Origin of the sequence: Paenibacillus sp. JJ-100, assembly GCF_948329825.1 — a bacterium.
In the GTDB taxonomy this organism is placed as follows: Bacteria; Bacillota; Bacilli; order Paenibacillales; family Paenibacillaceae; genus Paenibacillus.
This window is the reverse complement of sequence record NZ_CAOJCM010000009.1, coordinates 30,728-55,738: the sequence shown is the minus strand read 5'-3', so window position 1 is coordinate 55,738 and position 25,011 is coordinate 30,728. Positions and strand designations below refer to the sequence as shown.

The window sequence follows — 25,011 nt, the reverse complement described above, 5'->3', positions numbered from 1 at the left end:
AACCCCAGTGGTTTAGGACAACCCCGGTAACTCCTTAAGGAGATGCCGGGGTTGTTGGCGTTTATGCCTGGAAGGAGGGAGTGGAACGTTTTTCTAAAACAACTCTATATATTGTAAGCGCTATAATTCTAAGTCAGTCTGTTGATTGATGATCAAACCATTACATTCGTGAAGGGTGGATTACTATGTTCCAAATGGCCAAACGCGCAATCCTCAGTACCACACTGACCCTCGGTATGCTTGCCGGCAGCGCCCTGCCGTTCTTGCCAGCTTCTGCTGTATACGCTGATCCGGATACCGCTGTTACTAACAAGCAGAGTTTCAGTACAGATGTGATCTACCAAGTGTTTACGGACCGCTTTCTGGATGGCAATCCCTCCAACAACCCCACCGGAGCGGCATATGATGCCTCGTGCAGCAATCTGAAGCTGTATTGCGGAGGAGACTGGCAAGGGTTAATCAACAAAATCAATGATAACTATTTCAGTGATCTGGGTATCACAGCTCTGTGGATTTCTCAGCCTGTCGAAAATATTTTTGCAACGATCAACTATAGCGGTGTAACCAATACAGCCTATCATGGCTACTGGGCTCGCGACTTCAAAAAAACCAATCCATACTTCGGCACGATGGCCGATTTTCAGAATCTGATTACGACTGCTCATGCCAAAGGCATCAAGATTGTCATTGACTTTGCACCGAATCACACTTCCCCTGCCATGGAAACGGACACCTCTTTTGCCGAGAATGGCAAATTGTACGATAACGGCAAGCTGGTCGGTGGATATACTAATGATACCAACGGCTATTTCCATCACAATGGCGGCTCCGACTTCTCTTCTCTGGAGAACGGTATCTACAAAAACCTGTACGACCTCGCAGATTTCAACCATAACAATGCAACCATCGACAAGTACTTCAAAGACGCAATTAAGGTCTGGCTCGACATGGGCGTTGACGGTATTCGGGTGGATGCAGTGAAGCATATGCCTCTCGGCTGGCAAAAGAGCTGGATGTCTTCCATCTACACACACAAGCCAGTGTTCACCTTCGGTGAATGGTTCCTGGGATCAGCTGCATCCGATGCAGATAACACAGACTTTGCAAACAAATCGGGTATGAGTCTCCTCGACTTCCGTTTTAACTCTGCGGTGCGTAATGTGTTCCGTGATAACACGTCCAACATGTACGCTCTGGATTCCATGATCAGCAGCACAGCTACTGATTACAACCAGGTGAACGATCAAGTCACATTCATCGACAACCATGATATGGATCGGTTCAAAACAAGTGCAGTCAATAATCGCCGCTTGGAACAAGCTTTGGCCTTTACGCTGACTTCACGTGGTGTGCCTGCCATATACTACGGTACCGAGCAGTATCTGACAGGTAATGGCGATCCGGATAACCGGGCCAAGATGCCTTCCTTCTCCAAGTCCACCACAGCATTCAATGTAATTAGCAAACTGGCACCTCTGCGCAAGTCCAATCCGGCTATTGCTTATGGATCGACAGAGCAGCGCTGGATCAACAATGATGTATATGTTTACGAGCGTAAATTCGGCAAAAGTGTAGCTGTAATCGCGGTAAACCGCAACCTTTCCACACCTGTGAACATCACTGGGCTGAGCACGTCCCTGCCGACTGGCTCTTACACCGATGTACTCGGTGGCGTACTGAACGGTAACAATATCACGTCCAGCAATGGCAGTGTCAATGCGTTCACCCTCGCTGCAGGAGCAACAGCGGTGTGGCAATATACTGCAGCTGAAACTACACCGACCATCGGTCATGTGGGTCCAGTTATGGGGAAACCAGGCAATGTTGTAACGATTGACGGTCGCGGGTTCGGTTCTACTAAAGGCACGGTATACTTCGGTACTACAGCGGTTACCGGTGCAGCTATCACCTCATGGGAAGATACACAGATTAAAGTAACTATCCCTTCCATTGCCGCTGGCAATTATGCTGTGAAAGTGGCTGCGAATGGTGTGAACAGCAATGCGTACAACAACTTCACCATTCTGACAGGTGATCAGGTTACAGTTCGCTTTGTTATCAACAACGCTTCCACAACACTGGGACAGAACATTTATCTGACAGGTAATGTGGCTGAGCTTGGCAGCTGGAGCACGGGTACCAACGCAATTGGACCTGCATTTAATCAAGTCATTCATGCGTACCCGACCTGGTACTATGATGTAAGCGTACCAGCAGGTAAACCACTGGAGTTCAAGTTTTTCAAGAAAAGCGGATCAACGATTACGTGGGAAGGCGGTTCCAACCACACCTTCACTGCACCAGCGAGCGGAACAGCAACAGTTACGGTGAACTGGCAATAAAAGCTTCATTATTAAGAACACAAGTTAACCCGGAGCACGCTAATACAGCGTATACTCCGGGTTTTCTATGTTAATGCAACGCATAAGCTGGCACTTCCGCATATGTTGATGGAATACACAAGCAGGCACTTCCGCAGCTGTGCCAGTCGATAAAGACATGACATTACGGAAGTGCCTGATTGAAGTTTGAAGTGCCGCATGTATGACTAACCTCGCTAAACCTCGTTAATACGGCAGCTAATTATGATATTAACTATTAATGGTATGAGTAATGCTATCCTTTGGATGCTCCGCTTGTTAGGCCTTGAACGAGGAAGCGCTGCAAGAACACAAACAGCATAGTGATCGGGATTGCAATCAGTACGGCTCCGGCAGCAAACATCGTGAAGTTACTGTCTTGATACCGGTTCACAAGGTCCCACATACCAACGGCAAGGGTCCAGTTCTCCTTGGTCCGTAGCACCAAACGTGCGAAAATAAAATCCATCCAAGCCCCTGTAAAGCTGGTTAACGCAACATACGTCAGCATCGGTTTGGATAACGGCAGAATGATACTGGTAAAGACGCGAAGATGACTTGCACCATCGATGCGGGCAGCTTCATCCAGGCTGCGCGGGATGGTGTCAAAGAAACCTTTGACGATGAATCCGCCCAGCACCGCTCCTGCAGAATAAACCAGTATAAGCGCGGCATGTGTGTCGAGCAGTTTGATTTGCAGCAAAATAATATAAATGGCGATCATACTCATGAAGCTTGGGAACATACCTAGAATGAGCATCGTGGACAGAATCGTTTTACGCCCCCGAAAACGGAACCGGGACAAGGCATACATGCCCAGCGTCACCATTAATGTCGAGAAAATCATCGTGAAGAAAGCAATCTTCAGCGTGTTCATGTACCATCTTCCATACATGAAGGACGGATTGTTGAACAATTCGCCATAATGGGCGAGCGTGAAGCTTTCCGGCCATAGACGTTCACTGAACAACGCTGCTCCCGGACGCAGGGACGACAGAAATATCCACAGCACCGGATAGATGGATACGATGGCAATAATAATTAATAACACATAACTAAGTGTCAGACGAATCGGATTATTGCGTTTCTTCATTGAATCATGTCCTCCTCCTTGAATGATTTGGAGCGGCGGAAGTTCCAGATGGAGAAGGTAGCGATGATCAGGAAGATAATAATCCCTACCGCAGATGCCATGTTGAATTTGTTATTGTCCAGTGTAAGCTTGTAGAGCCAAGTGACCAGCAGGTCCGTTGCTCCGGCATATTGGTAATCGCCGCGAAGCGGGTTTCCGTTCGTTAACAGGAAGATCACGTTGAAATTGTTGAAGTTGCCGGCAAACTGCATGATCAGCACTGGAGTAGTTGCAAATAAAATGAACGGCATCGTAATAATCCGGAATTTCTGGAATGCGGAAGCGCCGTCCACCTCGGCTGCCTCGTACAGATCACGCGGAATAGCTGTCAGGACACCGAGAATCAATACCATACTGACCGGAATACCGATCCACATGTTGACCACAATGACAGTCACTTTGGCCCAGAACGGATCGGTCAGCCATGGTAGCCCTTCCAGCCCGAACGCTCGCATATACGTATTGATTGGTCCGAACTGACCGTTAAACAGGTTACGCATCAGCAACAACGAAATAATCTGTGGAATCGCATAAGGCAAAATGAAAATGGTACGCCACAGTTTTTTGAAACGAATACCCTGCTGTTCAATTAATAAAGCGACTAATACCCCACCGAAATAGGTGGTAAATGTAGCGAGGAATGCCCAGATAACCGTCCAAGTCAGAACGCCGTAGAACGTCTGGCTCCAGGATTTGAGCTGAATCAGATCTGTGAATGTTTTGAACCCTACCCAGTCGACCAACTTGGCTGGTGGAATATGATCCGGTGCGGAGTAGTTCGTGAAGGCAATCGTAACCGTGAATACAATGGGCATGATGGTGAAAAACAGAACGCCAAGTGCAGGGATGGATAGAAACAGATACGGGAAGTTTTTGTCCATCATATTCCGCATTGTTGCGGCAGCCCCAAGGGTGGGTTTGCCTTGTTCCCTTGCCAGTCCTGTCATATAAGCATCCCGGATGTTCAGAATGTACAGGAGCACAAACACAAAAAAGACTAACAATACGATAATTCCGTCTAACAGCAAAAAGATGGAATGGTCTCCCTTTTGAAGTACGGTCGAACCATTCACTTTGACAAAACGTTGTGTATTTTCCCCCAGTGTCCATATTCCCCATACAGCTTGGGACAGGCGGGGAAGCAGGTACGCAAGCCCCACTCCCTCCAGCAACAGTAGAACAATGCCTTTGATCCATTGCCGATTGTATAACTGTCCAAGGCCCTGCAATATGATGGAGCATATGGCCGCTGTCATCCGGTACTGCTTTTCCCTGGTGGGTTGAACAGGTACCGGGACATGCTGTTGTCGCATTTGCTCTCTCCTCTCCGGCCATTCGTAATGGTATAATTCATCGATTCATCTTTATTGTACGGTTGCCAGGCTTTCCTGAATTTGTTTCACAGCATTGTCGAGCGAAGTCTTCACATCCTTGCCGGTATCCCAGATATCCGTAATGGCGGATGATATAGGTCCCCACACACTGTCCATCGCAGGAAGCGAAGGCATCGGAGTCGAGTTGTTGAACTGTTCGAGAAATGCTTTGTTGATTGAATCTTCTTGCACCTTCGCGTCGGCAGCTACATTTTTATTCGCCGGTAACGTACCGTTCATTTCGAAGTTTTCCATCTGCGCTTCTTCATTGGAAAGGAAGGCAGCCAGCAGCTTGGAGGCATTTGGGTACTGTGTGAATGCGTTTACGTAATAGGCTTTGACACCTGAGAAGGATGTCATCGGTTTGCCATCGATGGCTGGAAGTGGAGCAACTCCAAAATCAATTCCGGCGTTGCGATAATCCGCAATCGTCCAAGGTCCATTAATATCCATCGCCAGCTTGCCGCTGGAGAACAACCCTTTTTTGATATCGTAGTTCACGTCACCCATCTTGAGTGGAAGCACTTCAGCCTTCAAGGTTTGGAGAAATTCTCCCCCCTTCTGTGCTCCTTCGTTGTTTAAACCGAGGTCACTGCTATCCATTCCGTTGTCACCGAAGATATATCCACCTTGAGAAGCCAGGAAGGCATAGTTGTAATAAAATTGCTGTAATTCCCACATCAGAGCATACTGATTGGACTTGGTATTATTAAAAGTTTTGGCGAATTCGATGATTTCATCAAAGTCTTTCGGTGCTTCAGGGTACAAGGCTTTGTTGTAAAAGAGAGCATAGGTCTCGACACTATACGGATAGCCGTACAGAATGTCTTTGAATGTCACCGCTTTTAGCGCATTCTCGCTCGTGTTGGCTGTCGTCTCGGCTTCAAAGATATCATTGGGCAGAATCAGCCCAGCTTCCGAGGCACTGCCAATCTTATCATGTGGAAATACGACAACATCTGCGGCTAGTCCAGCGGGCCCATCTGTCGTCAGTTTGGTTACCTGATCTGTCGGTGGCAGCTCCTCCATCTTGACTGTGACACCGTACTTCTCCTCAAACTTTTTGACACGTTGCTCAATAAAGCTGCTCTGATTCTTGTCTTCCCAGATCACCAGTGTTGCGCCCTCTTCCGGCTGAAGATTCTCAGCTGTAAGCTGAACTTGCTCCTCCGGAGGATTCTCGCTTGCCGTTGTCGGAGTTGACTCTCCGCCCCCAGACGAGCATGCAGCCAATGTGAATGCCATGACAACAGACAACGTTGCGCCTTGCCATTTTCTCATGTAAAATGTCCCCTTTCCTTCTGCATGGTTCAACCAAGTTCGCGCTTTTCTACCCTTTAAACTGCGTAGATTGTCAGGTATTTTGTTTTCTAGGTGCCTTTTGTACAAACGTTTGCTCAAAATGGAAGACAAGGTCACTGCGAGGTTCAATATGTAGGGAGAATGAATGGATAAGTATGTATAAACATAGATGTAAGCGCTATAATATCTTCCACATCATACAATACGAGGCTTTCTTTGTACAAACGTTTGCACAAGCTATATTACTCCATAATCAAGCGTTTCCTGAAGTCAGTTCGCAGTAATTTCCTGTTTTCTTGTTCTAGCTCTTTCTTCCTTTATTTTGCTATGCTTGCATTTTGGTTCATCCAGTTACCGATTGCTTTCTGGTATTCTTTGCATTACCATAGGAGAATGTTGAAATGATTGAATCAGAAGGGGTTTTTTGCATGATTACGATCAAGGATATTGCCAGATTGGCGGGTGTTTCCCCTTCTACAGTGTCACGGGTGATTTCGGGCCATCCTAGAATCAGTACGGAAACATCTCTTAAAATTAAACAAATTATGAAAGAGCTTAATTATCATCCCAACATTATGGCGAAGAGTCTGGTATCCAAAACAACACAGACCCTTGGGATTATGCTTCCGCGTCCTGCGGAAGAGCTGTTTCAAAATTATTTCTTCGGAGAACTGTTACGTGGCATTATTACTCATGCGACTCGGAACAATTATGAATTGCTGCTGTCCACCGAGACTTCCTCCGATGATGAATTACAGGCAATTTCTCGTCTCGTGCATGGACGCAGGGTAGATGGTATTCTACTGCTTGGTTCCAAACGCGACGATCCGATCATCTCTTTTTTGGAAGAAGAAAAATTTCCTTTTGTGCTGATCGGCCGAAGTGAAACACATCCCAATGCACCTATGGTGGATAACGACAATGTGCAGACAGCGTACGATGCGACACAACATCTCATCGCACAGGGGCATACTCGTATCGGATTTGTGAGCGGCCCGCCAGATATTACGTTATCACATGATCGTATGCGCGGTTATCAAAAGGCGCTTGTTGAAGCCGGACTGACACCAAATAATGACTGGATCGTAGAGGGAGAATTTCTACAAGAGAGCGGATTTCGAGCGATGTCCTTGTTCATGTCTCTGCCCGACAGGCCTACGGCTATAGTGGTTATCGATGATAATGTAGCCTTTGGTGTGTTAAGAGCACTCGCGGAGCTTGGCTATCGTGTACCTGAGGATATCAGTGTGGTCAGCTTTAACAATATTGCTTTGTCCGAACTTGCTTCGCCACCACTAAGCTCTATTGATATTGGAACATATCAGCTTGGTTACACAGCAGTTCAGGTATTGTTAAAAATTCTTAGTAACGAACCTCTCACTCAGAATCCGGTTATTATCCCCCATCGTCTGATTGTTCGTGAATCCTCTATTTATTCCAAAGTAAAGCCTTCTCTTAGCTAATCATGCTAAGCATTAGCTCAAACATGCAAACGTTTGTCCTATCACCCATCCTTCGGAACTTGAAGGTGTAGAAGAAAAACGGGCTAACATGCCAAAAGACAAAGAAGCCGCAAGCGATGCGGCTTCTTTGCTATCTTTTCATGCGTACTCATTCGTGTAAAGTTCTTCTCTCACCCTCGTGTGGCTGACAATTTAGTATGAACTCCAATCTGTGTCAGCTGTAATAACGACACCATTCACAAAACTGGAATCATCTGACCCGAGATACGAGGAAATTTATTCCACCAGGTCACTCTCCGTTTCCTGTATAATAGTAAAGATGAGCCATGGCTCTAACACAATTCAGACAAAGGGAGTTGAACATTTACGTGAACAAATTACGTATAGTCTCATTAATGACCAGTTTCATATTGCTTGGCGGAGTACTTCTCTTTCCTGCTTCTCATGCCAACGCTGCCAAGGAAGAATTCTATACATATTGGGATCAAGACGAGTTTGCGGACGAATATCCGTATGAGGGAGATTTAATAGACGATACAGAAGAGCCTGAGGCAGTAGATGAGTTTATTCAGGAAAAAGCGGAATTAAAAAAATATCTTGATCAGATTTTTGCTATCGAGACCTATGAGTCTAGAGCCATTGATTCCTTGAGTAGTGTGGGTAACACCGTATCTTCAGCGAATCGAAAATCGATGTTTCTTAAGCTGACGAATACGGTAATTCCGAATTATACCAAATTCGTCTCCAAAGCAAAACTGATCCAATCCAACAACCCAGAAATCAAAAAAATTCATACCTCCTTCATTAAAGGAACTTATATGCAGCTTGAAGGTTATATCCTTTACAAACAAGCCGTTTCCAAAAATAAAGTGAACTACACGATCCTTCAACAAGGTAATGCTAAAGTTAAAGCTGCCGATGTAATTCTCGACCGAGTTACTGAGTCATTGTTGGCGTATGCTGACAAAATTGGGTACGAGTAATACCTGTATGCAATCATTGCAAAAAAAGCAACCATCCTTAACTAGTCATTAGGGAGTGGTTGCTTTTTCTAGTTATTCTCATGGATTGGTTACAGACCAAGCTTCTGTCCTTTTTCTAATCGTTGAATCTGCTGTTCCCCGGTCTCCGCCAGTTCACGAAACTGACCAATCGTCTCGCGCATTCTTGGCAAAGCCTCTTGTTTGTAGACCGAAATTGAGTCCAGGGCGGAGAGCACATCCGTGAAAGCCTGCTTCATCGTATCCACCGAGATGCTTGCTTCATAAGCTTGCTTCTGGATGGCTGTCCCCTGATCCTTCAGCATTTTGGATGTGCCGGCGATCAGATCATTCGTAGTACGGTTAAGCAACTCGATTTTCTGCAAGACAATCTTCTGATTGTATAATGCACTGGCAACAGTGACCGCAATTTTGAGCGCCGAGATGGTCACGTTCTTCGCCCGGTCTACACCACGAATTAGCTCCTTATTGTTACGAATGACCACTTCAATCGCCATGATACCTTGCTGATTAACGACCAGCATCTGCTGTAAATCCATTACCCTTTGACGAAGTGGGAACAAGACTTCCTCAGTAATGAAACGCACCTTCTCGGGGTCTTCATTACGAACCTTGGCTGCCTCGATCTGTGTATCAATGGACTCATCCATCAGCATGCCAAGTTGAATCTCTTTCTGTAATCGTTTGGTCAGCTCACGCAGGCTCTGCTGCTCAATCTCGAGCGTCGTGTTGTCGTTACGCAGTGTGGCGCGGCCTTTGTCGAGTGAAACGACAATATCGGCAATGACGGCGTCAGCTTTCTGGTACTTCAGGAAATATGCGCGCAGCGGATTGAACAGTTTGCCCAGAAAGCCTGTTTTGGCAAAATCGACCACGCTCGGGTCGAGATCCTTCAGTTGCATATGCAGCTCGGTCAAGCCTTTGGCGACCTGACCGCCCTCGTCTCCCGTCTTGGACAGGTGTCCAACGGAGACTTGAAGCAGCGCGTTTTTCTCAGAAGAGGATCGCATCGTGTTCATGCCAAAGCCGTCAATGGATTGCAAAATTTCCTTGCGTTTCTCTAGAGATTCCAGATCCAGATTCATAATCATATCCACATTGGAATTCGCGACCTGCTGCAGTTCCGCCACCTCGGCGGGCACCGGTTTGATCTCTTCCTCAATCACCTTCTGAATTTCCTTCTGGCTCGGTATTTCCATCGTAAACGACATTCGCAGTTCCCCCTTTTCGTTCCCAACTATAGGCTTACCTCTTAACATTCATATAGAGTTACATCTGCACGTTAAACAGGTTTCCAATTTTGTAGACGACATCGTCCGTGTCTGCGTTAATGCTCGCTGCCTCGTTAATGCTGGAGATACTCTCTAGCGCTTTGATGTCGGCATTATATCCAATCGTGTAGATCGGTACTTTGTACGTCTCCACCAGATCACGAATATCTTTAAGAGAATGTCCTTCGTTCGTCTCGCCATCACTCAGAACGAAAATCAACGGTTTCACATTCGGGTTCGCCGCTTTGTAATCCTCCAGCATTTTCAGCGCGACCACAATGCCGTCAAATGTTGCTGTTCCCCCGCTCGCTTGCAGGCTATCTACCGTTCCGACAAACATGGATTGCTGGTTCGTATCATATTTGGCAATCGGTAGATTCACCGTCACGCCGCTGGAGTACGAGACCAGTCCGATACTGTTATCCGTACCGAGATACTTCTGCCCTTTATGCAAGGATTCTTTGAGACGATTCAGCGGTTCACCAGCCATACTTCCGGATACGTCTGTTACAAACACAGCCGCAATCGGATTACTTCCATTCTTCTTCTCTTTCCAGACTTTCTGTGCAGACAGCAGTGTGCCGCCATCTACGGTCGCCAGCTCGGATTTGTAATCTTGCAGGCCGTTGAATCCAAATTCCTCTGCCTTTTTCTGATACGGATCTTGCGCGACAAAGTCGGCGAACTTCTGGATAATCTCCTGTTTGTCCTGCGGCAATTGACCGAGGGCATACAGCGGACTGTCATGCCTTACACCAAATGGGGTGAACACGTATCCACTCTTGAGATCAGCCGTATTCACATAAGTCTGATACTCCAGTACAAAGGCATCCAGTCTGCCCGACTTCGCTGCTTCCCGCATCTGAATCGTTGTGGATGCTGTGAATGGCACGTTGGCCTGGAATTTCTCGAAGCCTTGAATGGCTTTCTCCCCAAGCGGATTGCTGCTATCATACGTATTCAATGCGGTAACCAAGAAATTCAGTCCTGTGGAACTGGCAAACGGGTCGGTATACCCCATCGTCAGTTCATTGTTTGCAATGGCTTCGGTTATCGTTTTGACATTCACGGAGCCGTAAGTATTCACAAGTGCATCATACTTGGCTTTGGAGATGACAATTCCCGGTACGTTGCCAACGATCCGTTTGGAGATGAGATGCGTCTTCACCCCACTGGCTTCCACCATCGCACCCCAAAGTTCATTGGACGGTGTGAAGGCATCTGGTACGTATTTGCCGGACTTGATATAATCCGTAGCTGTACCTGAAGCGATGTTACGAATCTTGACCGATACCTGTTTGCCATCAACCGTGATGTTTGCTTGGTTGAACTCCTCTGCCACCTCCGTTAACCAACCATCTGCTCCGTTGCCCGACTTCTCGGTGGAAGAGAAGATTTCGACGAAATCATTGGTGGTGTTCTCCACTGTAATCGGGAATTTCGAAATATCGGGTAGTGATTCTGCGACATCAACGGGATCGAGATCAATCTGTCCTTTGACCGGTTCCGCCGTAGCTGGAGCAATGTCCGCGTACAATTTGCTGAGTTCCTTACCTGCATTTTCGGTTGTGACCTGTGTAGAAGACTTGCCAAAGTTCGATGTCAGTGTGATTCCTGCATAAACGAGACCAAATACAAGGACTAGCATAATTATAGATATGAGAAAAAACTTCCCTTTCTTCGCCATAGGTGCAACCCCTCACTGTCTGTATAATTTGGTGTGCTTGATTAACTGATCAATCTCCTGCATACAAGGCATCTGTTCAATATCTCCAGCTTCGAAACTGTCCAGGCGCGAAATCTCCAGCAGTAGCTGGTCCAGCTTAAGTAAAACCTCTTCATTAGTGTGAAGCGAATTCTTCACATAGGTCAGATAATCGTTGTACACCTTCGTTTTTTCCTGAAAAATCTTCTGCGGAATCGTGGAGGATTTAGCTCGCATCATGCTGGCATAATCGGCTTCATCGAACACATTCAGTCGATTCAAAATGCTGCGAATGTTCAGATATAGAAGCTTCTCTACCTCTTCCGTGACAGAAGCAAACTTCTTAAAACTCAGCTCGCCGGGGTCAAAACGTTGATGAAGCACGTTCATCAGGGTTACTTTTTTCTTTTTGATCCGGTTCAGTTGGGACAGTCCCAGCGTAATGTCTTCTTCAAGGATTTTGATGCGTCTGTAAAAAGATAGAGCCTCTACATAATCTTCATGGGTTTCGATCTGTCTCACCGGTAGAACGACGGGCTGTTTGAACAGTAAACTGTAACTGCCATAGAAGAGCGCGAGTACACTGCCGAACAGTAAAGTCACGGCAAGTGCGGTCTGGAATGCACTCACTCCGAATCCAAGTCCGGCAAAACCCGGTGAGAAGGCCAGAACATTCACGGCCACGATGCCGAGGATGAGCCCAAACAATTGTATGAACCTGGTCATGGTCGATCCTTAGGCCTCCTTATATGTTATTTACTGTAGATCATTGTCGTTTATTTCCTGTTATTCATATTGTTATTGTACATGATGTGAACGCTCTCAGGTGGATAGGATTGGAAATCAGGTGGGTTATGATGTAAATATTTGTGCAGAAATTGGCGTAGATGTTGGTGTAGATGTTGAACTCGATGTTGGTGTAGACGTTGAACTTGATGTTGATGTTACACTTGGAGTTGGCGTTGATGTTAGAGTTAGACTTGATGCTAGTGTTAGTGCTGGTGTAAAAGGATACGCTGGTGCTAGTGTTGATCATCAACGAGCTACGTATATCGTTGTTCTGGTCAGTCATAGTAATATACGTGGTTCGGGCTTATCCCATTATCACTTTCAGGGACAACACAGAACGAGCTTTGCTACTTGTAGATCGGATAGATCAATAAACAACCAGGGATTGCCTTCATGTGGAAAATCAAATGTTATCCGTTAATACGTGGAAAATCGGGTTGCGTGTCATTTTTTATATGTCTGAACAGACTTGTCTTTGCAGACTGGAGAGGATGTGTTGCAAGCAGAAAATAATGCAAGGTCCTGTGTTAGTATGCACGCCAAGCGGAGCATGTGAGTAATTATTAGCGGTACTTATGTAGCATATATGACTTGTGCATCATGTACACCGCGCTTCTTCTCATGACAAAGAGACGAAACGGCAGACACCCTGCCTTTCGTCTTTTGTAGGTTTATTTCTTTTTCTGAACTATCAAAGTTTGAAGAGTACATCCAGCGGAATGCTCAGGTCAGGATATAAGACAGATTGTATCGTTTCTTGTTCTGAAAACAAGTGACGGGTCTGATATCGGCCATCCTCCAATGTGTACACATGAACCGTCTGATTACCTGGATCAACAATCCAATATTCATTCACACCATATTTTTGATATAGATTAAATTTTTCATTAAAATCTTTGAGTGCCGTTGAAGGCGATAACACTTCTATGATAAGTGAGGGGGCTCCATGGCAACCTTTTTTAGAAATTTGATCATTAGAACATACCACGGAAAGATCCGGTTGCACGACATGATCTGGCATGTCATATTGTTCACTTTCGCTGAAAAAAACATCAAAGGGGGCAACAAATACATAACATTTTCGATTTTGAAAAAATGTTCGTAAAGCAAAGTGCAACTCACCGACTATAAACTGGTGTAAGGAGGTCGGTGTAGGAGACATGTTATATGCCTTTCCGTTAATCAATTCCCACGGCCCATCCCAAGTTAGCCAATCCTCATAGCGATATACGCCAGTATTATCAGGTTTTGACACGACCCACCTCCTTTTTTATTAGCATTTGCTTTAATTATCTTTTGTTTTGCACCTCATCGTATGGCACTATACTCCGTCCATTATATCAATGCATGAACGGCATTTCATATCGAACATAGGATTGATTCTTCGCCCTAAGCATAAGTGTTCACACTAAAGATTCCGGTCTACAGCGTGTAGTTCGAACCTCTGTTACCTTCCCGGCACAGCCGTTCTCCCCGTTTGCTTGGAATGCAACTCTTACACTCTCCTTACCTCTCGTGATCTCTTCTGGAATCTCGTAGCTGACATAGAATACCTCGCCGATCTTGTTCATATGAATGCGCTGTTCGCCCACAATGACACCTTCCACCAAAATGCTAAATTGTCTCTCATACCGAACATCTTCTCGTTTAAAATGTAGGAAATCCCCGCCCCAGTAGGCTACACATAAATAGTTCATAGCATCCGAGTTTACGGCCAATCGGTAGCTGAATTCTGCATCTTGCGTGCCATACGCCTCTCGCCACATATACAGCTTGTTACGGCCATCTGTACTGGAGCCATTGAATTGTTCCGTACGGCAGTTGCTCTCCAGTTGATGTCCAATCTCATCCTGCTGACCATCCGGCTGTACGCTGTCGATAGTGATATCATTCAGTGCTTTCTCCCGTGCATCCCCTTCATCGTTCAACGCCCAATACACCGTGTAGAACTCGTGATGCACATCATAGAACGGAATGAGCTTTACGGCTTCCCCGGTAGACGTCACTTCCTCGCTCAACTCAAACGTAAGTGTCCCCTGATTAACAACCCTGATCCACTGGCTTATATCCTCTTCCTCGGTACGAATCACGGGAACAGATGCCGTCTTCGGATTCAGCGCAGTCTCGTCGATAATCGTGTCCTCGGGAAGCTCTTCGCTACCGAGCGCACCAGCAAGCACAATCGGGCCATATAGGAAAGCCACCTTGTGAGCATCGTCTCTAGCTGTATATTTACGCAGTGCCATCGGCAGCGTAAGGGTAATGACATCGCCCACCACCCAAGTGCGGTCGATGGACAGGTAGCCGGGTTCCAGACGTGTATACGACTGGGCCGTATCCCCGTTAACTGTTACCGTCATCGGCTCCTGGAGCCAGGACGGTACACGTAATCTTAGACGAGCCAAGGCCGTGCCTTCGGTGATCGTCAGGGTACCTTTTTCCGAATAAGGGAAGTCGGTATCCAGCTTCAGTGTAAGCCCCTGTGCAGCCCATTCCAGCTCCGAGGCAATATACAGGTTCACGTACAAGTCTTGCGCATCCTCATAATAGATGGCCTCCGCATACTTGCCCGGGTTCTCCATGCCAGATCCAGTGCAGCACCACCATGCGGTATCGCGTGTCCCGTAGATTTTGTAATGCCCTTGCAGGGTAGAGGCAAAGTACGTTTTATTGCCCGTATCCGGGTCTTGCGTGCCAAGAATGTGGTTATAGACAGCGTTCTCATAGTAGTCCATGTAGGCACTGTCCGGGTTCCATGCAAACAGTTGCTTCGTCAAGTGCATCATGTTGTGGGTACAGCAGCTCTCTCCGGTTTTGATGCCAAGGCTCTCCATGCCCTTTGCCTCATAATGCTCAGATATGCTCGTCGCGCCAAAGACATAAGAACGATGCTTCACGGTGGTATCCCAGAAAAATTGTGCTGCTGTCCGGTACTTCGTCTGCCCAGGGTCTTGATTATAGATTTCGGCTGCGCCGATCACTTTGGGGATCTGGGTATTGGCATGTCTCCCCTGTAGCTCATCCCGTTGTTGCTCTAATGGCTCCAAAATGAGTTGATGCGTAAATTGCTGGGCTGCTTTCAGATAGGCGGAGTTTCCGGTAATTCCGTACAATTGGGCAAACACTTCGTTCATCCCGCCATGCTCGCACAGCAGCATCGTCTGGATCTGCTCCTCGGTCATGGTATTTAGTCCCTCCACTGCCCAGTCCGCAAAACGTGTAACCACCTCAAGCGCCTGCTCATTGCCCGTCAATTGATAAGCATCAATCAGACCACGATAAATTTTGTGCACGCTGTACCACGGAACCCAATATTCACCGATGTTAAATCCACCGATGTGTTCTGCACGGAAGGCGATACGGAAAGCTTCTTCAGACAAACCGCCAATGTATCCGCTGCCTGTCGCCTGTTGGATCGCAGCCAGTTCGGTAACAGCATAATCGAGCGTCTGCTTCAACGTAGCATTCCCGGTGGCCTGATACGTCACCGCGAGAGCCGACATATAGTGCCCAAGGGAGTGTCCGCTGATCGAGCGAGCTTCCCAGCCTGCATAGCGTTCCTTGCGTGGTGTTAACCCATGAGCTTCATAACATGGAGCCAGAAAACGGTCAATGTCCAGAGATAACAAGTAATGTTCTCCGGTCTGCTGTGACGTTTGAAAAGGGCCTTTTAGCAAATTCACATGTGCAGGGCCCAAGAATCCTTTTTTCGTATCGATCATGCGGCAGCTCGCTCCTTCGGCTTATGTATTTTTTCTTTTTTCAGGTAGGATTGATTTCAGCAGAGGAGGGTAAAATCCGTGATCTTCTCCGATCTCCTCCACTTCCATCCCCTCTAGCTTCCACCCTTGAATGTCCCCATGTTATCAAATAAACTACAATTACAGCAGACTCAGAATCCAAGAAAAGGTGGATAAATCCGTCCTATGTCAAAATCAGTGGAACATTATTTATGTGGAAAATTCATATCGGAAGGTAACTGGAGTCATATGCGCCGAAGTATGCCGGTTCATGAGATCATTTTGATGCTGGAAGGTGAGATGTACATTGCCGAGGATAACGAGCGATACGTTGTTCGTGCGGATGATTTGTTATTTTTGAGGGCGGGCCGGACGCATTATGGTTATCAGATCAGTGATGCTCCTGTGAGCTTCTATTGGATACATTATGGGACGGCACCTGGCCTATTGGGTGATTTTCCAACTCATTCAACGATTCAGGTTCCATCTATGGCTAATCAATTGTTCAAGCAACTGTTACATGTCTCATCCTTCTCTCCCGAAGAGGCGGATGCCGCAGCGTTATTACTGCTCAAGGAACTGGAGCGTAACCTGCACTCAGACCATCGGCCACATAACGCCGTGGTAGACCACATCTGCAAATGGGTCGATATTCATCTGCATCTGAACATTACGGTGAGTGAGATTGCAGAGAACTTTAACTTCAATAAGGACTATATCTCCAAAATGGTAAAGCAGGAAAAAGGTGTCGGACTCAAAACATATATCCTCACTGAACGCATGCGCCGTGCCAAACGGTTGCTGCTCAATACCAACGCCAGTGTGAAAGAGATCGCTGCCCAATGCGGCTTTCGTGATTACAAGCTGTTTTTGCGCACCTTCAAGCAGCACGAGGGGAACACGCCAACTGAATTTCGCAATCATCTATACACCACACAGCTGAATCGTTTATAAGAATGGATATGCATAGCTTTAGACCTTAAGTGCCTTAGATATCCTAGATGCCCGTTGACCGGAATTGCACCTAGCTTCGCCGCAAGCTTCAGACGATCTTCGAAGTGGACATGTTGAGTCAGGTAACACCTACACATTTACGAATGAGAGTTCATGAGATTCCATACCTAAGTCTAATATGTTATTCGTTTATTAAAAAGTATAATTGAGGAAAATAATATACATAGGAACTGGAGAAAGCTGATTGAATGAAGATGAAGATGCCTGTAATGTTGCATGTGGTTCGAGCTTTACTGAGTTTGAAAGTAATCGTTTTGGTCTATTCGATGGTGCAGCTACAAATTAGAATACGGGATGCGGAGGCCAATTTTTTATATCTCGATACCAAGTCCGAAAGTTTATATTATGCTTTTGGGGCTGCCGAAGCCAGTATCTATGTTGCATTTGTTCCTGCGTTTTTAGCTGTCATTTCTATTAGCTGTAAATGGTATAAAACAATCCTGATTATTCTTGTTATTGGTCTTCTTAAAGTATCCTCTTCGAACGATGTTTTGACCATTCTAACTTATCTTTTTGCAATTCTCACCATCCTTCTCCACAGTCCCAGTAAAAACTATCTTCGAAGACAGTCCACGAATACAACAACAATAACTACCTAGCAGGATCCAGTCGAACACAAAACAAGGATGTTTCTAAACAGAAACGTCTTTGTTTGATTGACTCACTTACAAGGCTATAACTCGTTTGTCATCACAACAACGCTTAGTTAATATTGACCACATTTTTAATATGAAATCTCCTCAATTAGTGAGTTAGAAATTTGAACTGAGATAACCCACAAATTTAGAAATCTCTATACGAGATTATAAGGGCTATATTTTATTGGTTGAGTAGTGTATAGGTTCATTCAGCACTGGAATCCTCGCCAACAAAAGAATTCTAATAGGGCGGTTACGCTCCTTAAAGTTTTGAATAATAGCTCAAGATAGGTTGTACGGCACTCTCTAAATCAACTGCTTCCTGACCAATCTTCACTATACAAGTGTCATCGTCAGATGCAGGCTCAAAACCAATTCTGATATTTGAAATATTGAATTTATCTTTTAGACCTACTAGTGTTTCTAATATTTTTTTTACGTTGAGTCTTGCATCAGAACTCTCGCCTTCATATAGCTCATTCTCTGAAAAATTAAATGTAATATCTTCTAATTCTTTATTAAAGGAAAATATTATCATCACGTTTTTTATACTACACCCTATTTCAACTTGCTTCAAAAACACATTTCCCGTTCCAATCGGCGAAAGTACGTCCCTGAAACTTTTGATTTGATGAAATTCAATATCTGCTCCACTATTGTTGTCAAAGAAATGGGAGGACTTGACTTCTGCCAAGTTAATTTTAAGTTTCGAAATAAACTTGTCTAACTCATCTTTTCGGAAGTCCTCTAGTATAATTTCAAGATATTCCAAACGCTCCACTCCTTTTATTGGTCAATAAAGCCCTTAAATGTCCCGTCTTGATTTAGTCTTACTCCCCGACCACAGCTAGTTTCTTTTCTAGGAATGTGATTCCCCTAGCGTTTGTAACTTTAACGAAATCTCCGGGAGGATTGATAATTTCCTCTAAATGCTTCCATGCTATCTGATTAATTTGTTTAGACCCACCTCTAACTTGTCCCCAAATCAGGGTTCCCTACTGCGCATTTTTTGTAGAGCATGCCCTATAACAGTCTCTCCTCCTTTTATAGCTTGTGTAGCACTAAACCATTTAGCACGACGACGTAGCTTTCTTGTCATGATAAACATAGTGCATGTTCGTTTCGGATTCGTGCACAATAAAAAAGGTCAATCATGGCAATATCTGACCATAATCAACCTGATAGATGTAACTCTTTAGCAATTTTTGAGTATAAAATTAAATTAATTATATCTGTTTTTAAAAAATCATAGAAAATAAGTTTAACTATTATATCTACCTAGTAATGCTATAAGTTAGGTATATTCTTACCAAACTTATGCAATATTGAACTTTTGCTTGATTTCTACTAGTCGAGCTTCCACCTCATCCTTTACGTTTGGATTCCTCTTTAGATAGTCTATACTTGCTTCCTTTAGATACTGATAAAAAGAGGAGTAATCCAATATAACTGTCTGATCATTCTCTACCGCAGGATAATCAAAAAAATAACAAACCCCCGTATCTCCGAAATAACCTTCTTCCCATTCATCTAACTCACCAGCAAAAACACACCAAACACTCTCACTACCACCAAACCCTTCTCCATTGCAATATTTTTTAAGTGCATCTAAAAAATATTTCCCCTCAAGATGTCGATAATACATATCTATTAACTCTTTTTCTGTTAATTTGGCATTCATCAAATCAACCTCCTAGAGATTATTCTGATATCGTCGGAAAGAAGTTAGTTACCTTTCCATTTTCATCAAGATATCCTGTGAATTTTAGTCCGTTCGATGCTGTTCCACGAATCTCCCTAACCACAATTTCTCCACTCGCCATCGCTTCTTTTCCCCATTGTATCATTTGATCATTTGAAATTACACTTGGATCATATACAGTCTTAGGACTTGGAATATTTTTGTACTGATCAGCTATTACTTTCAATTCCCTATCAAGTGCCGGAATTCTATAATTAATTTCAATGACTCCAGAAATTGTGGGATGTGGTGTTTTCGAAACAATAAGGTCCTCAAGATTCCAACCTTGGTCTGTTAAAATCCTTTCGAAACTTTCTAAATTGTGACCTCCGACAACCCCCTTATTCTTTTTCCTTACAATACTTTGTGCATTTATTAGATGATCGTCAAAACCGTCCAAATACTCAAAACTATTTTTATTCACCCATGTAACATTATCATCACCATATTTTGAACGTAAGTACTCATCCCATTCTGCTCCTGTTCGAGCGATCTTACCATTTTCCGTCATCTGTCCCGTTCCAGGCCGTTGGTTAAAAGCACCAATCTTGGTGCCGCCCCCTGACGATGTCAGCATATTATGTGGTTTGAGCATCTTGGCGGTAAAACCGCCTCCGACCATCATTCCTCCCATGCCGATCATATTGGCCCAGTGCTCGCTAGACCAGGCATTCGTGGGAAATACGGCTTCACGGATTGTACCATGGATACCAAATGTCAGCCAGTTAGCCGTATCATTCGGAGAATTAAATGCCTTATCTGCCCGATCGACATATCCTTGAACCAGGCCACTCGGAATACCGAATGTCCAATAATCTAGAAATCCTCCGACACTATCATAACGCTTTTGGTAACGATCATCTGCAGCTTCAAGAATGGCCGTACCCAGCTCTGCTAAACTATCCCCCGATTTTTGAAAAAAATCACGATTATCTACAGTGGGTGCCCTGCATTCATCTGGTGGAGGTGGCACACAGTGGATATCAAAAGTCTGGGCAACCTTCTGATCCGCTAATCTGAATTTTTCAGCATGTTTTTCAAGCGTTACGGCTATCGATAGAGATAATGAACTGAAGTTATCCATCACTCGTTGTGCTGCGATGAAATCGGCATAAAACCGTTCCTTGGTGCTCCCGTTCCATTGCCTTTCTATCTCGAACAGCTGTTGTTTTAAGATTTGATTCATCTGGGAAACTTGGCTTTGGGCCGCTGTGAACTGTTTTGAAACGGACAGCAGCTGTTCAGGGGTCACTTTAATCGTTGTCATGTGGTACCTCGTTCTGAAAATGTATTTCGTTGTTATACGAAAACACAATATATTTCCTTCTATTCCACCCATCAGACAAATGGGGATTTTATTATAAATGGAATTAGTTTCTTTTCGTAGAGACTGTCGGCTTAATCTTCTAGTTCCTATTACCCCCAAAACTCCCTATTGGTGACAGGTCTTCGTACCCCAGACTGTATCCCTATCCATAAAAAAATCCCGGCGCAAGCGCCGAGATTTATATAAGATATACACTATTTATTTTTCTAATATGCTCTTGACTAGATCTCATTTAACTAAGTTGCTTAACGCCCGGTTCCCCGGCCTTCCATTCTCCGGAATCGAATCAAAGACCAGAGCGTCAGCACCAGAAGCACCCCAAGACAGATGCTGATGCTGAATCGATTCCCCTCATCAAGTACAAACATCAGAGCAATAATGCCGAGTATGACAACGACCGCTCCTGTAATATAAGGGAATCCCCACACCTTAAATGTAGGCTGAACCGGATACTTACTGCGTAATTTGAGCTGTGAAGCAGCGATGCAGATCCAGACCAGAATGACAACAAACCCCGGAACAGCAAGAAGTACTCTGAACAGCTGCTCCTGTGCAAACAGTCCTAACATCGAGCCTCCAAGCAGAACAACCGCACACACGAGCAAGGTGTTTATTGGACTTCCGTTGCGATTGGTTCTGGCGAGTCCTTTGGGTGCTTCTCCACCAACAGCCATGGAATGCATCATCCGAGATGCTCCGTAGATGCCTGAGTTCGCTGCGGATAGCACCGCAGTCACCAGAATAAAATTCATAACATGTGCAGCCCCCGGCAAGCCAGTTGTTGCCAACACTTGTACGAATGGACTGCTCTCTGGCCCAATCTCGTTCCATGGGATGAGACCACAGATGATCAGAATCGGTAAGGTGAAGAATAATATAATTCTGAACATAAAATTACCCACGATTCGCGGCATCACTTTCTCGGCATTTTCCGTTTCCGTCAAGGTCAGACCGATCAGTTCAGATCCTCCATACGAGAACATCACCACAAGCAATGCCGAGAAGATCGACGTCCATCCATTCGGGAAGAAGCCGCCGGCTTGCGTATAGTTTTGCAAATATGGTGTGTTATCACTCGGAATAATGCCAAAGATCAATCCTGTTCCAAGAACGATAAAAATAATAATCATTGCAATTTTAATCCCGGCAAGCCAAAATTCAAATTCCCCGAACACCCCTACACTAAGCAGATTCACTAATATAATGAATGTCGCACACGACAAGCTGAGCATCCAGAGCGGCACGTCAGCGAACCAATATTGCAGGAAACTACCAGCGGCAATAACCTCGATAACACATACAGCTAACCATAAAAAGCAGTACATCCATCCCATAATAAAGGAGACTCTGCTTCCGAACGCTTGCTGTATAAAATCTTTCATATTTTTATTTTTGTACACTGTAGCCATCTCTGCCATAGCGGCCATAACAACCAACAGCAGAAGTCCAGCAAAAATGTACGTTACAACGACACCCGGGCCAGCGAGTCCAATTGTCCCTGCACTGCCTTTAAAGATGCCCGTCCCGATGACACCGCCCATCGCCATGAACGTGATGTGTCTCGGTTTCAGTTTTTTCTGTAATGATTCTTCATTCTGTGTCTGAGCCAATTCAAATCCTCCTGAGGTACAAAACGTCTGTAATCCTAGTCTATTTTTAAACAATATAAATTCCAGTATACCCTATCTCATATGAATCAGCCCATCTATTCTGTTCGGCCAATTCATCCCAAGGCATAGCCAACAACCTATAATCTATACCCCTTAATTGTACAGATCAATCGGTATGTTCCCCACGTAACCAGGCTATATCCCACTCCATACATGAAGAACGCATCCAGATTGGCGATGAACGTTCCCCAGTCACTGCCAATGTATAGCAATGGTAACAAGAGGGACACCCCCAATGCGATCGCCTTGCTGCACCATTTTGTAGCGTACCAGCAGACGCCAAGAATAAGAGCGATTAAGGGGCACAACACAAATACAACGAATATCGGGTTCACTCTTTCAAATAGCCAGTAGAGCATTTCCCCACCCCTCCAGTTCACTGATGCGTCACAGCGTTTAATTCCAGCATTTATTTTAACACTTTTCTGACTTCATGAACTGTATCAAATGCATCATTTTTTTCCTATCGAATGAACAAACGACAAAACCAGCCTCCCTATGCTCGAGAGACTGGTTTCCTTAGAGTTAAATCTATGAATTATCCAATAACTTTGGTCATGAATGCACTGTTCGGATCGAGAATGTAATCGGCAAATGGCTCGCAATACTCAAAGCCAAAATCTTCATACAGCTTGCGTGCCGGGATAAAAGAATCCATCGAACCCGTCTCCAGACTGATCCGCTGATATCCGCGAATCGTTGCTTCCTCAATGATGTGAGCCAAAATCCGGCGAGCAACCCCTTTGCGCAAATGAGCCGAAGCCGTACGCATCGATTTCAGTTCGCCATGCTCTACGCTCAATTCCTTTATAGCCCCACAGCCAAGCAGCTCGTCGCCTTCCCATGCACACCACAACGTAATCCCAGGCTTCTTCAGTGCATCCAGATTCAGTGCATGCATGCTTTCCGGCGGCGTATCTGCTGTCATATCTAACAAATGTTCCGTAATCAACGCTTTTACCTGATCCCCACTCAGATCATCCACTCTAATTTCCATCGTTCCCACTCCTACCAACCTTTTGTCTATGACACATCTCTATGAGGTTAAACATTAATTACATTACATTTTATAATGATGTCAGGTTTTGTGACAAGGTAGATTCTTGGGCTTGAAAATGGATGGATCAGCTCATATGAATGATCATGACTGTTGATACGACACTGCCGTCATCTGGCATGGCTCACATACAAACATATAAAACATGCCTTCACCATACTCTTGAATCATCTCGCCGTCGAGTTGACCGATTGCCTTCATCGTAGTGGAGCAGGCAGGACATGCTGGATATTCTGCATCCTGCACCCAGCCGGGATGACCTCCAACTTGTGATAGGGAAGGTTCCATTGCCCATTCACTACCATGGAAAGGTTGTCTCGGTTCCGATGCGATATGGAACAAACGTTGCTGGCGTTGCCCCTCTGCCGAGTCATCTAGGATCATTGAAACCATACCTGAAACCTCGACTTTGTTCTCCTCCAGATCAATGTCATCCAATCCATCAGGCTTTACATTATGTTCACTCCAAAATGGATTCCCTTCCCCATCCATCTCCATGTACACCACGCCGTAACTGCTACACAGCAGGCAAGTCTGTACATCAAGCTGAGAAGATCTCCAGTCCACAGAATGTAGTGCCGGATGTCTAGCATGTACATTCATTAAGCTGATAAATATACCGCCACACCATGGACAATGCTTAGAGGTTGGCTCAAGCAGGGAAACTGGCTCTCCTTTTACACGTTCCCTCGCATCAGTCTCTCCTACTTCATATAGTGAATAACTTGGGGTTATAAACAATTCTCGGCGTTGACCATCTTGGGTTAACTCCCAGCCTGCCTGCAACGCGTAGCACTCAGGTGCGACATACATTTCGCTAGCCCATGTAGGCTGCGTCCGTTTCCATCGCCAGAACTGCTGCACAACAACATCGTCACCGATGTAGGCCAGCATCATGAGGATAAGATTCCGATTCTCCTCATCGTGGTTTACTTGATGAAGCAGGTGATCTCGCGTCTCGACAGAGGCGCCTTTGAATAGAACGGCTGGGTATAGAATCTCCCGCTCTAACAGCTCCGGGATCTCCACTGTCAGCGGCAGGTCATGATAACATACAAGATACATTAAGATATCTTTGCCGGTATCCTCATCATCTGAGCGAATTCGCTCCATTGCGTACTGCTTCATCTCACATTGCTGCTCCGCCGAAAGGGTAAGATACACCTGTTCCATGGAGTATTTATACGGTATATAGCGAATAAGCGGATCACGTATGCGGGGTTCATGCATGATTTTCAGAACTTGCACCGCATCCGTAATTCCCTCGTACAGATCCACATCACGCCGATTAGCCTCAATATAGCGCTGGTATGCCTCACGTTCCATCTCCTGCTTGCAAGGCATGCAGTACCCACCCGTTTTGGCAGCTGTAGCTGGCAGAATCTTATGGTCGCACCCTTCGTTCACACACGGAATACGTTCAGTCAT

Annotated in this window: 21 protein-coding genes; 6 read left to right on the top strand and 15 right to left on the bottom strand. The window is 45.3% G+C overall.

Annotation, left to right across the window (positions count from 1 at the left end):
* Positions 1-194: 194 nt before the first annotated feature.
* The gene (locus PQG66_RS22745; protein ID WP_442955159.1) at positions 195-2,342 is read left to right on the top strand and encodes an alpha-amylase family glycosyl hydrolase; all 2,148 of its coding nucleotides are present in this window, start codon (positions 195-197) and stop codon (positions 2,340-2,342) included.
* Positions 2,343-2,616: 274 nt separating this feature from the next.
* On the opposite strand, the gene PQG66_RS22740 is transcribed toward PQG66_RS22745, so the two are convergent.
* Genes PQG66_RS22740 through PQG66_RS22730 form a run of 3 tightly spaced genes read right to left on the bottom strand, consistent with a single transcriptional unit; the run spans position 2,617 to position 6,146 of the window.
* Positions 2,617-3,453, bottom strand: a complete 837-nt coding sequence (locus PQG66_RS22740; protein ID WP_272040112.1) for a sugar ABC transporter permease — start codon at positions 3,451-3,453, stop codon at positions 2,617-2,619.
* Positions 3,450-4,805: a carbohydrate ABC transporter permease gene (locus PQG66_RS22735; protein WP_272040111.1), complete on the bottom strand. Its 1,356-nt coding sequence runs from the start codon at positions 4,803-4,805 to the stop codon at positions 3,450-3,452. The genes PQG66_RS22740 and PQG66_RS22735 overlap by 4 nt, the downstream gene beginning before the upstream one ends.
* Positions 4,806-4,856: 51 nt before the next feature.
* Positions 4,857-6,146 (bottom strand): sugar ABC transporter substrate-binding protein, encoded by a 1,290-nt coding sequence (locus PQG66_RS22730; RefSeq protein WP_272040110.1) that lies wholly within the window; start codon positions 6,144-6,146, stop codon positions 4,857-4,859.
* A gap of 449 nt (positions 6,147-6,595) precedes the next feature.
* Between PQG66_RS22730 and PQG66_RS22725 the strand changes: the two genes are divergently transcribed.
* The gene (locus PQG66_RS22725) at positions 6,596-7,630 is read left to right on the top strand and encodes a LacI family DNA-binding transcriptional regulator (RefSeq protein ID WP_272040157.1); all 1,035 of its coding nucleotides are present in this window, start codon (positions 6,596-6,598) and stop codon (positions 7,628-7,630) included.
* 368 nt (positions 7,631-7,998) lie between these two features.
* Positions 7,999-8,613 (top strand): hypothetical protein, encoded by a 615-nt coding sequence (locus tag PQG66_RS22720; RefSeq protein WP_272040109.1) that lies wholly within the window; start codon positions 7,999-8,001, stop codon positions 8,611-8,613.
* 89 nt (positions 8,614-8,702) lie between these two features.
* Here the strand turns inward: PQG66_RS22720 and PQG66_RS22715 are convergent, their stop codons facing one another.
* Genes PQG66_RS22715 through PQG66_RS22705 form a run of 3 tightly spaced genes read right to left on the bottom strand, consistent with a single transcriptional unit; the run spans position 8,703 to position 12,333 of the window.
* Positions 8,703-9,842 (bottom strand): toxic anion resistance protein, encoded by a 1,140-nt coding sequence (locus PQG66_RS22715; RefSeq protein WP_272040108.1) that lies wholly within the window; start codon positions 9,840-9,842, stop codon positions 8,703-8,705.
* 58 nt (positions 9,843-9,900) lie between these two features.
* The gene (locus tag PQG66_RS22710) at positions 9,901-11,589 is read right to left on the bottom strand and encodes a vWA domain-containing protein (protein ID WP_272040107.1); all 1,689 of its coding nucleotides are present in this window, start codon (positions 11,587-11,589) and stop codon (positions 9,901-9,903) included.
* A 12-nt stretch (positions 11,590-11,601) separates the two neighbouring features.
* Complete coding sequence (locus PQG66_RS22705) at positions 11,602-12,333, bottom strand: hypothetical protein (protein WP_272040105.1); 732 nt, start codon at positions 12,331-12,333, stop codon at positions 11,602-11,604.
* A 121-nt stretch (positions 12,334-12,454) separates the two neighbouring features.
* On the opposite strand from PQG66_RS22705, the gene PQG66_RS22700 reads away from it, so the two are divergent.
* The gene (locus tag PQG66_RS22700) at positions 12,455-12,817 is read left to right on the top strand and encodes a hypothetical protein (RefSeq protein WP_272040104.1); all 363 of its coding nucleotides are present in this window, start codon (positions 12,455-12,457) and stop codon (positions 12,815-12,817) included.
* A 270-nt stretch (positions 12,818-13,087) separates the two neighbouring features.
* Here PQG66_RS22700 and PQG66_RS22695 read toward each other — a convergent pair whose 3' ends face one another.
* Positions 13,088-13,651 (bottom strand): Uma2 family endonuclease, encoded by a 564-nt coding sequence (locus PQG66_RS22695; RefSeq protein ID WP_272040103.1) that lies wholly within the window; start codon positions 13,649-13,651, stop codon positions 13,088-13,090.
* 148 nt (positions 13,652-13,799) lie between these two features.
* Positions 13,800-16,118, bottom strand: coding sequence for a glycoside hydrolase family 127 protein (locus PQG66_RS22690; RefSeq protein WP_272040102.1), 2,319 nt, complete (start codon positions 16,116-16,118; stop codon positions 13,800-13,802).
* Positions 16,119-16,322: 204 nt separating this feature from the next.
* Here PQG66_RS22690 and PQG66_RS22685 point away from each other — a divergent pair, with 204 nt between their 5' ends.
* Together PQG66_RS22685 and PQG66_RS22680 are read left to right on the top strand one after the other, a co-directional pair.
* Positions 16,323-17,090: a helix-turn-helix transcriptional regulator gene (locus PQG66_RS22685; RefSeq protein ID WP_272040101.1), complete on the top strand. Its 768-nt coding sequence runs from the start codon at positions 16,323-16,325 to the stop codon at positions 17,088-17,090.
* Positions 17,091-17,338: 248 nt separating this feature from the next.
* The gene (locus PQG66_RS22680) at positions 17,339-17,749 is read left to right on the top strand and encodes a hypothetical protein (RefSeq protein ID WP_272040100.1); all 411 of its coding nucleotides are present in this window, start codon (positions 17,339-17,341) and stop codon (positions 17,747-17,749) included.
* Positions 17,750-18,050: 301 nt separating this feature from the next.
* On the opposite strand, the gene PQG66_RS22675 is transcribed toward PQG66_RS22680, so the two are convergent.
* The 7 genes from PQG66_RS22675 to PQG66_RS22645 form a co-directional block, all read right to left on the bottom strand.
* On the bottom strand, positions 18,051-18,560 hold the full coding sequence (locus tag PQG66_RS22675; protein WP_272040099.1) for a hypothetical protein: 510 nt from the start codon (positions 18,558-18,560) through the stop codon (positions 18,051-18,053).
* A gap of 543 nt (positions 18,561-19,103) precedes the next feature.
* Positions 19,104-19,469: a ribonuclease toxin immunity protein CdiI gene (gene cdiI, locus PQG66_RS22670; RefSeq protein ID WP_272040098.1), complete on the bottom strand. Its 366-nt coding sequence runs from the start codon at positions 19,467-19,469 to the stop codon at positions 19,104-19,106.
* Positions 19,470-19,488: 19 nt separating this feature from the next.
* Complete coding sequence (locus tag PQG66_RS22665) at positions 19,489-20,796, bottom strand: WXG100 family type VII secretion target (RefSeq protein ID WP_272040097.1); 1,308 nt, start codon at positions 20,794-20,796, stop codon at positions 19,489-19,491.
* 305 nt (positions 20,797-21,101) lie between these two features.
* On the bottom strand, positions 21,102-22,466 hold the full coding sequence (locus tag PQG66_RS22660; protein WP_272040096.1) for an amino acid permease: 1,365 nt from the start codon (positions 22,464-22,466) through the stop codon (positions 21,102-21,104).
* 137 nt (positions 22,467-22,603) lie between these two features.
* Positions 22,604-22,885: a hypothetical protein gene (locus tag PQG66_RS22655; RefSeq protein WP_272040095.1), complete on the bottom strand. Its 282-nt coding sequence runs from the start codon at positions 22,883-22,885 to the stop codon at positions 22,604-22,606.
* Between the two features lie 179 nt (positions 22,886-23,064).
* Positions 23,065-23,523, bottom strand: a complete 459-nt coding sequence (locus PQG66_RS22650) for a GNAT family N-acetyltransferase (protein WP_272040094.1) — start codon at positions 23,521-23,523, stop codon at positions 23,065-23,067.
* A gap of 144 nt (positions 23,524-23,667) precedes the next feature.
* On the bottom strand, positions 23,668-25,011 hold the full coding sequence (locus PQG66_RS22645; protein WP_272040093.1) for a DUF1963 domain-containing protein: 1,344 nt from the start codon (positions 25,009-25,011) through the stop codon (positions 23,668-23,670).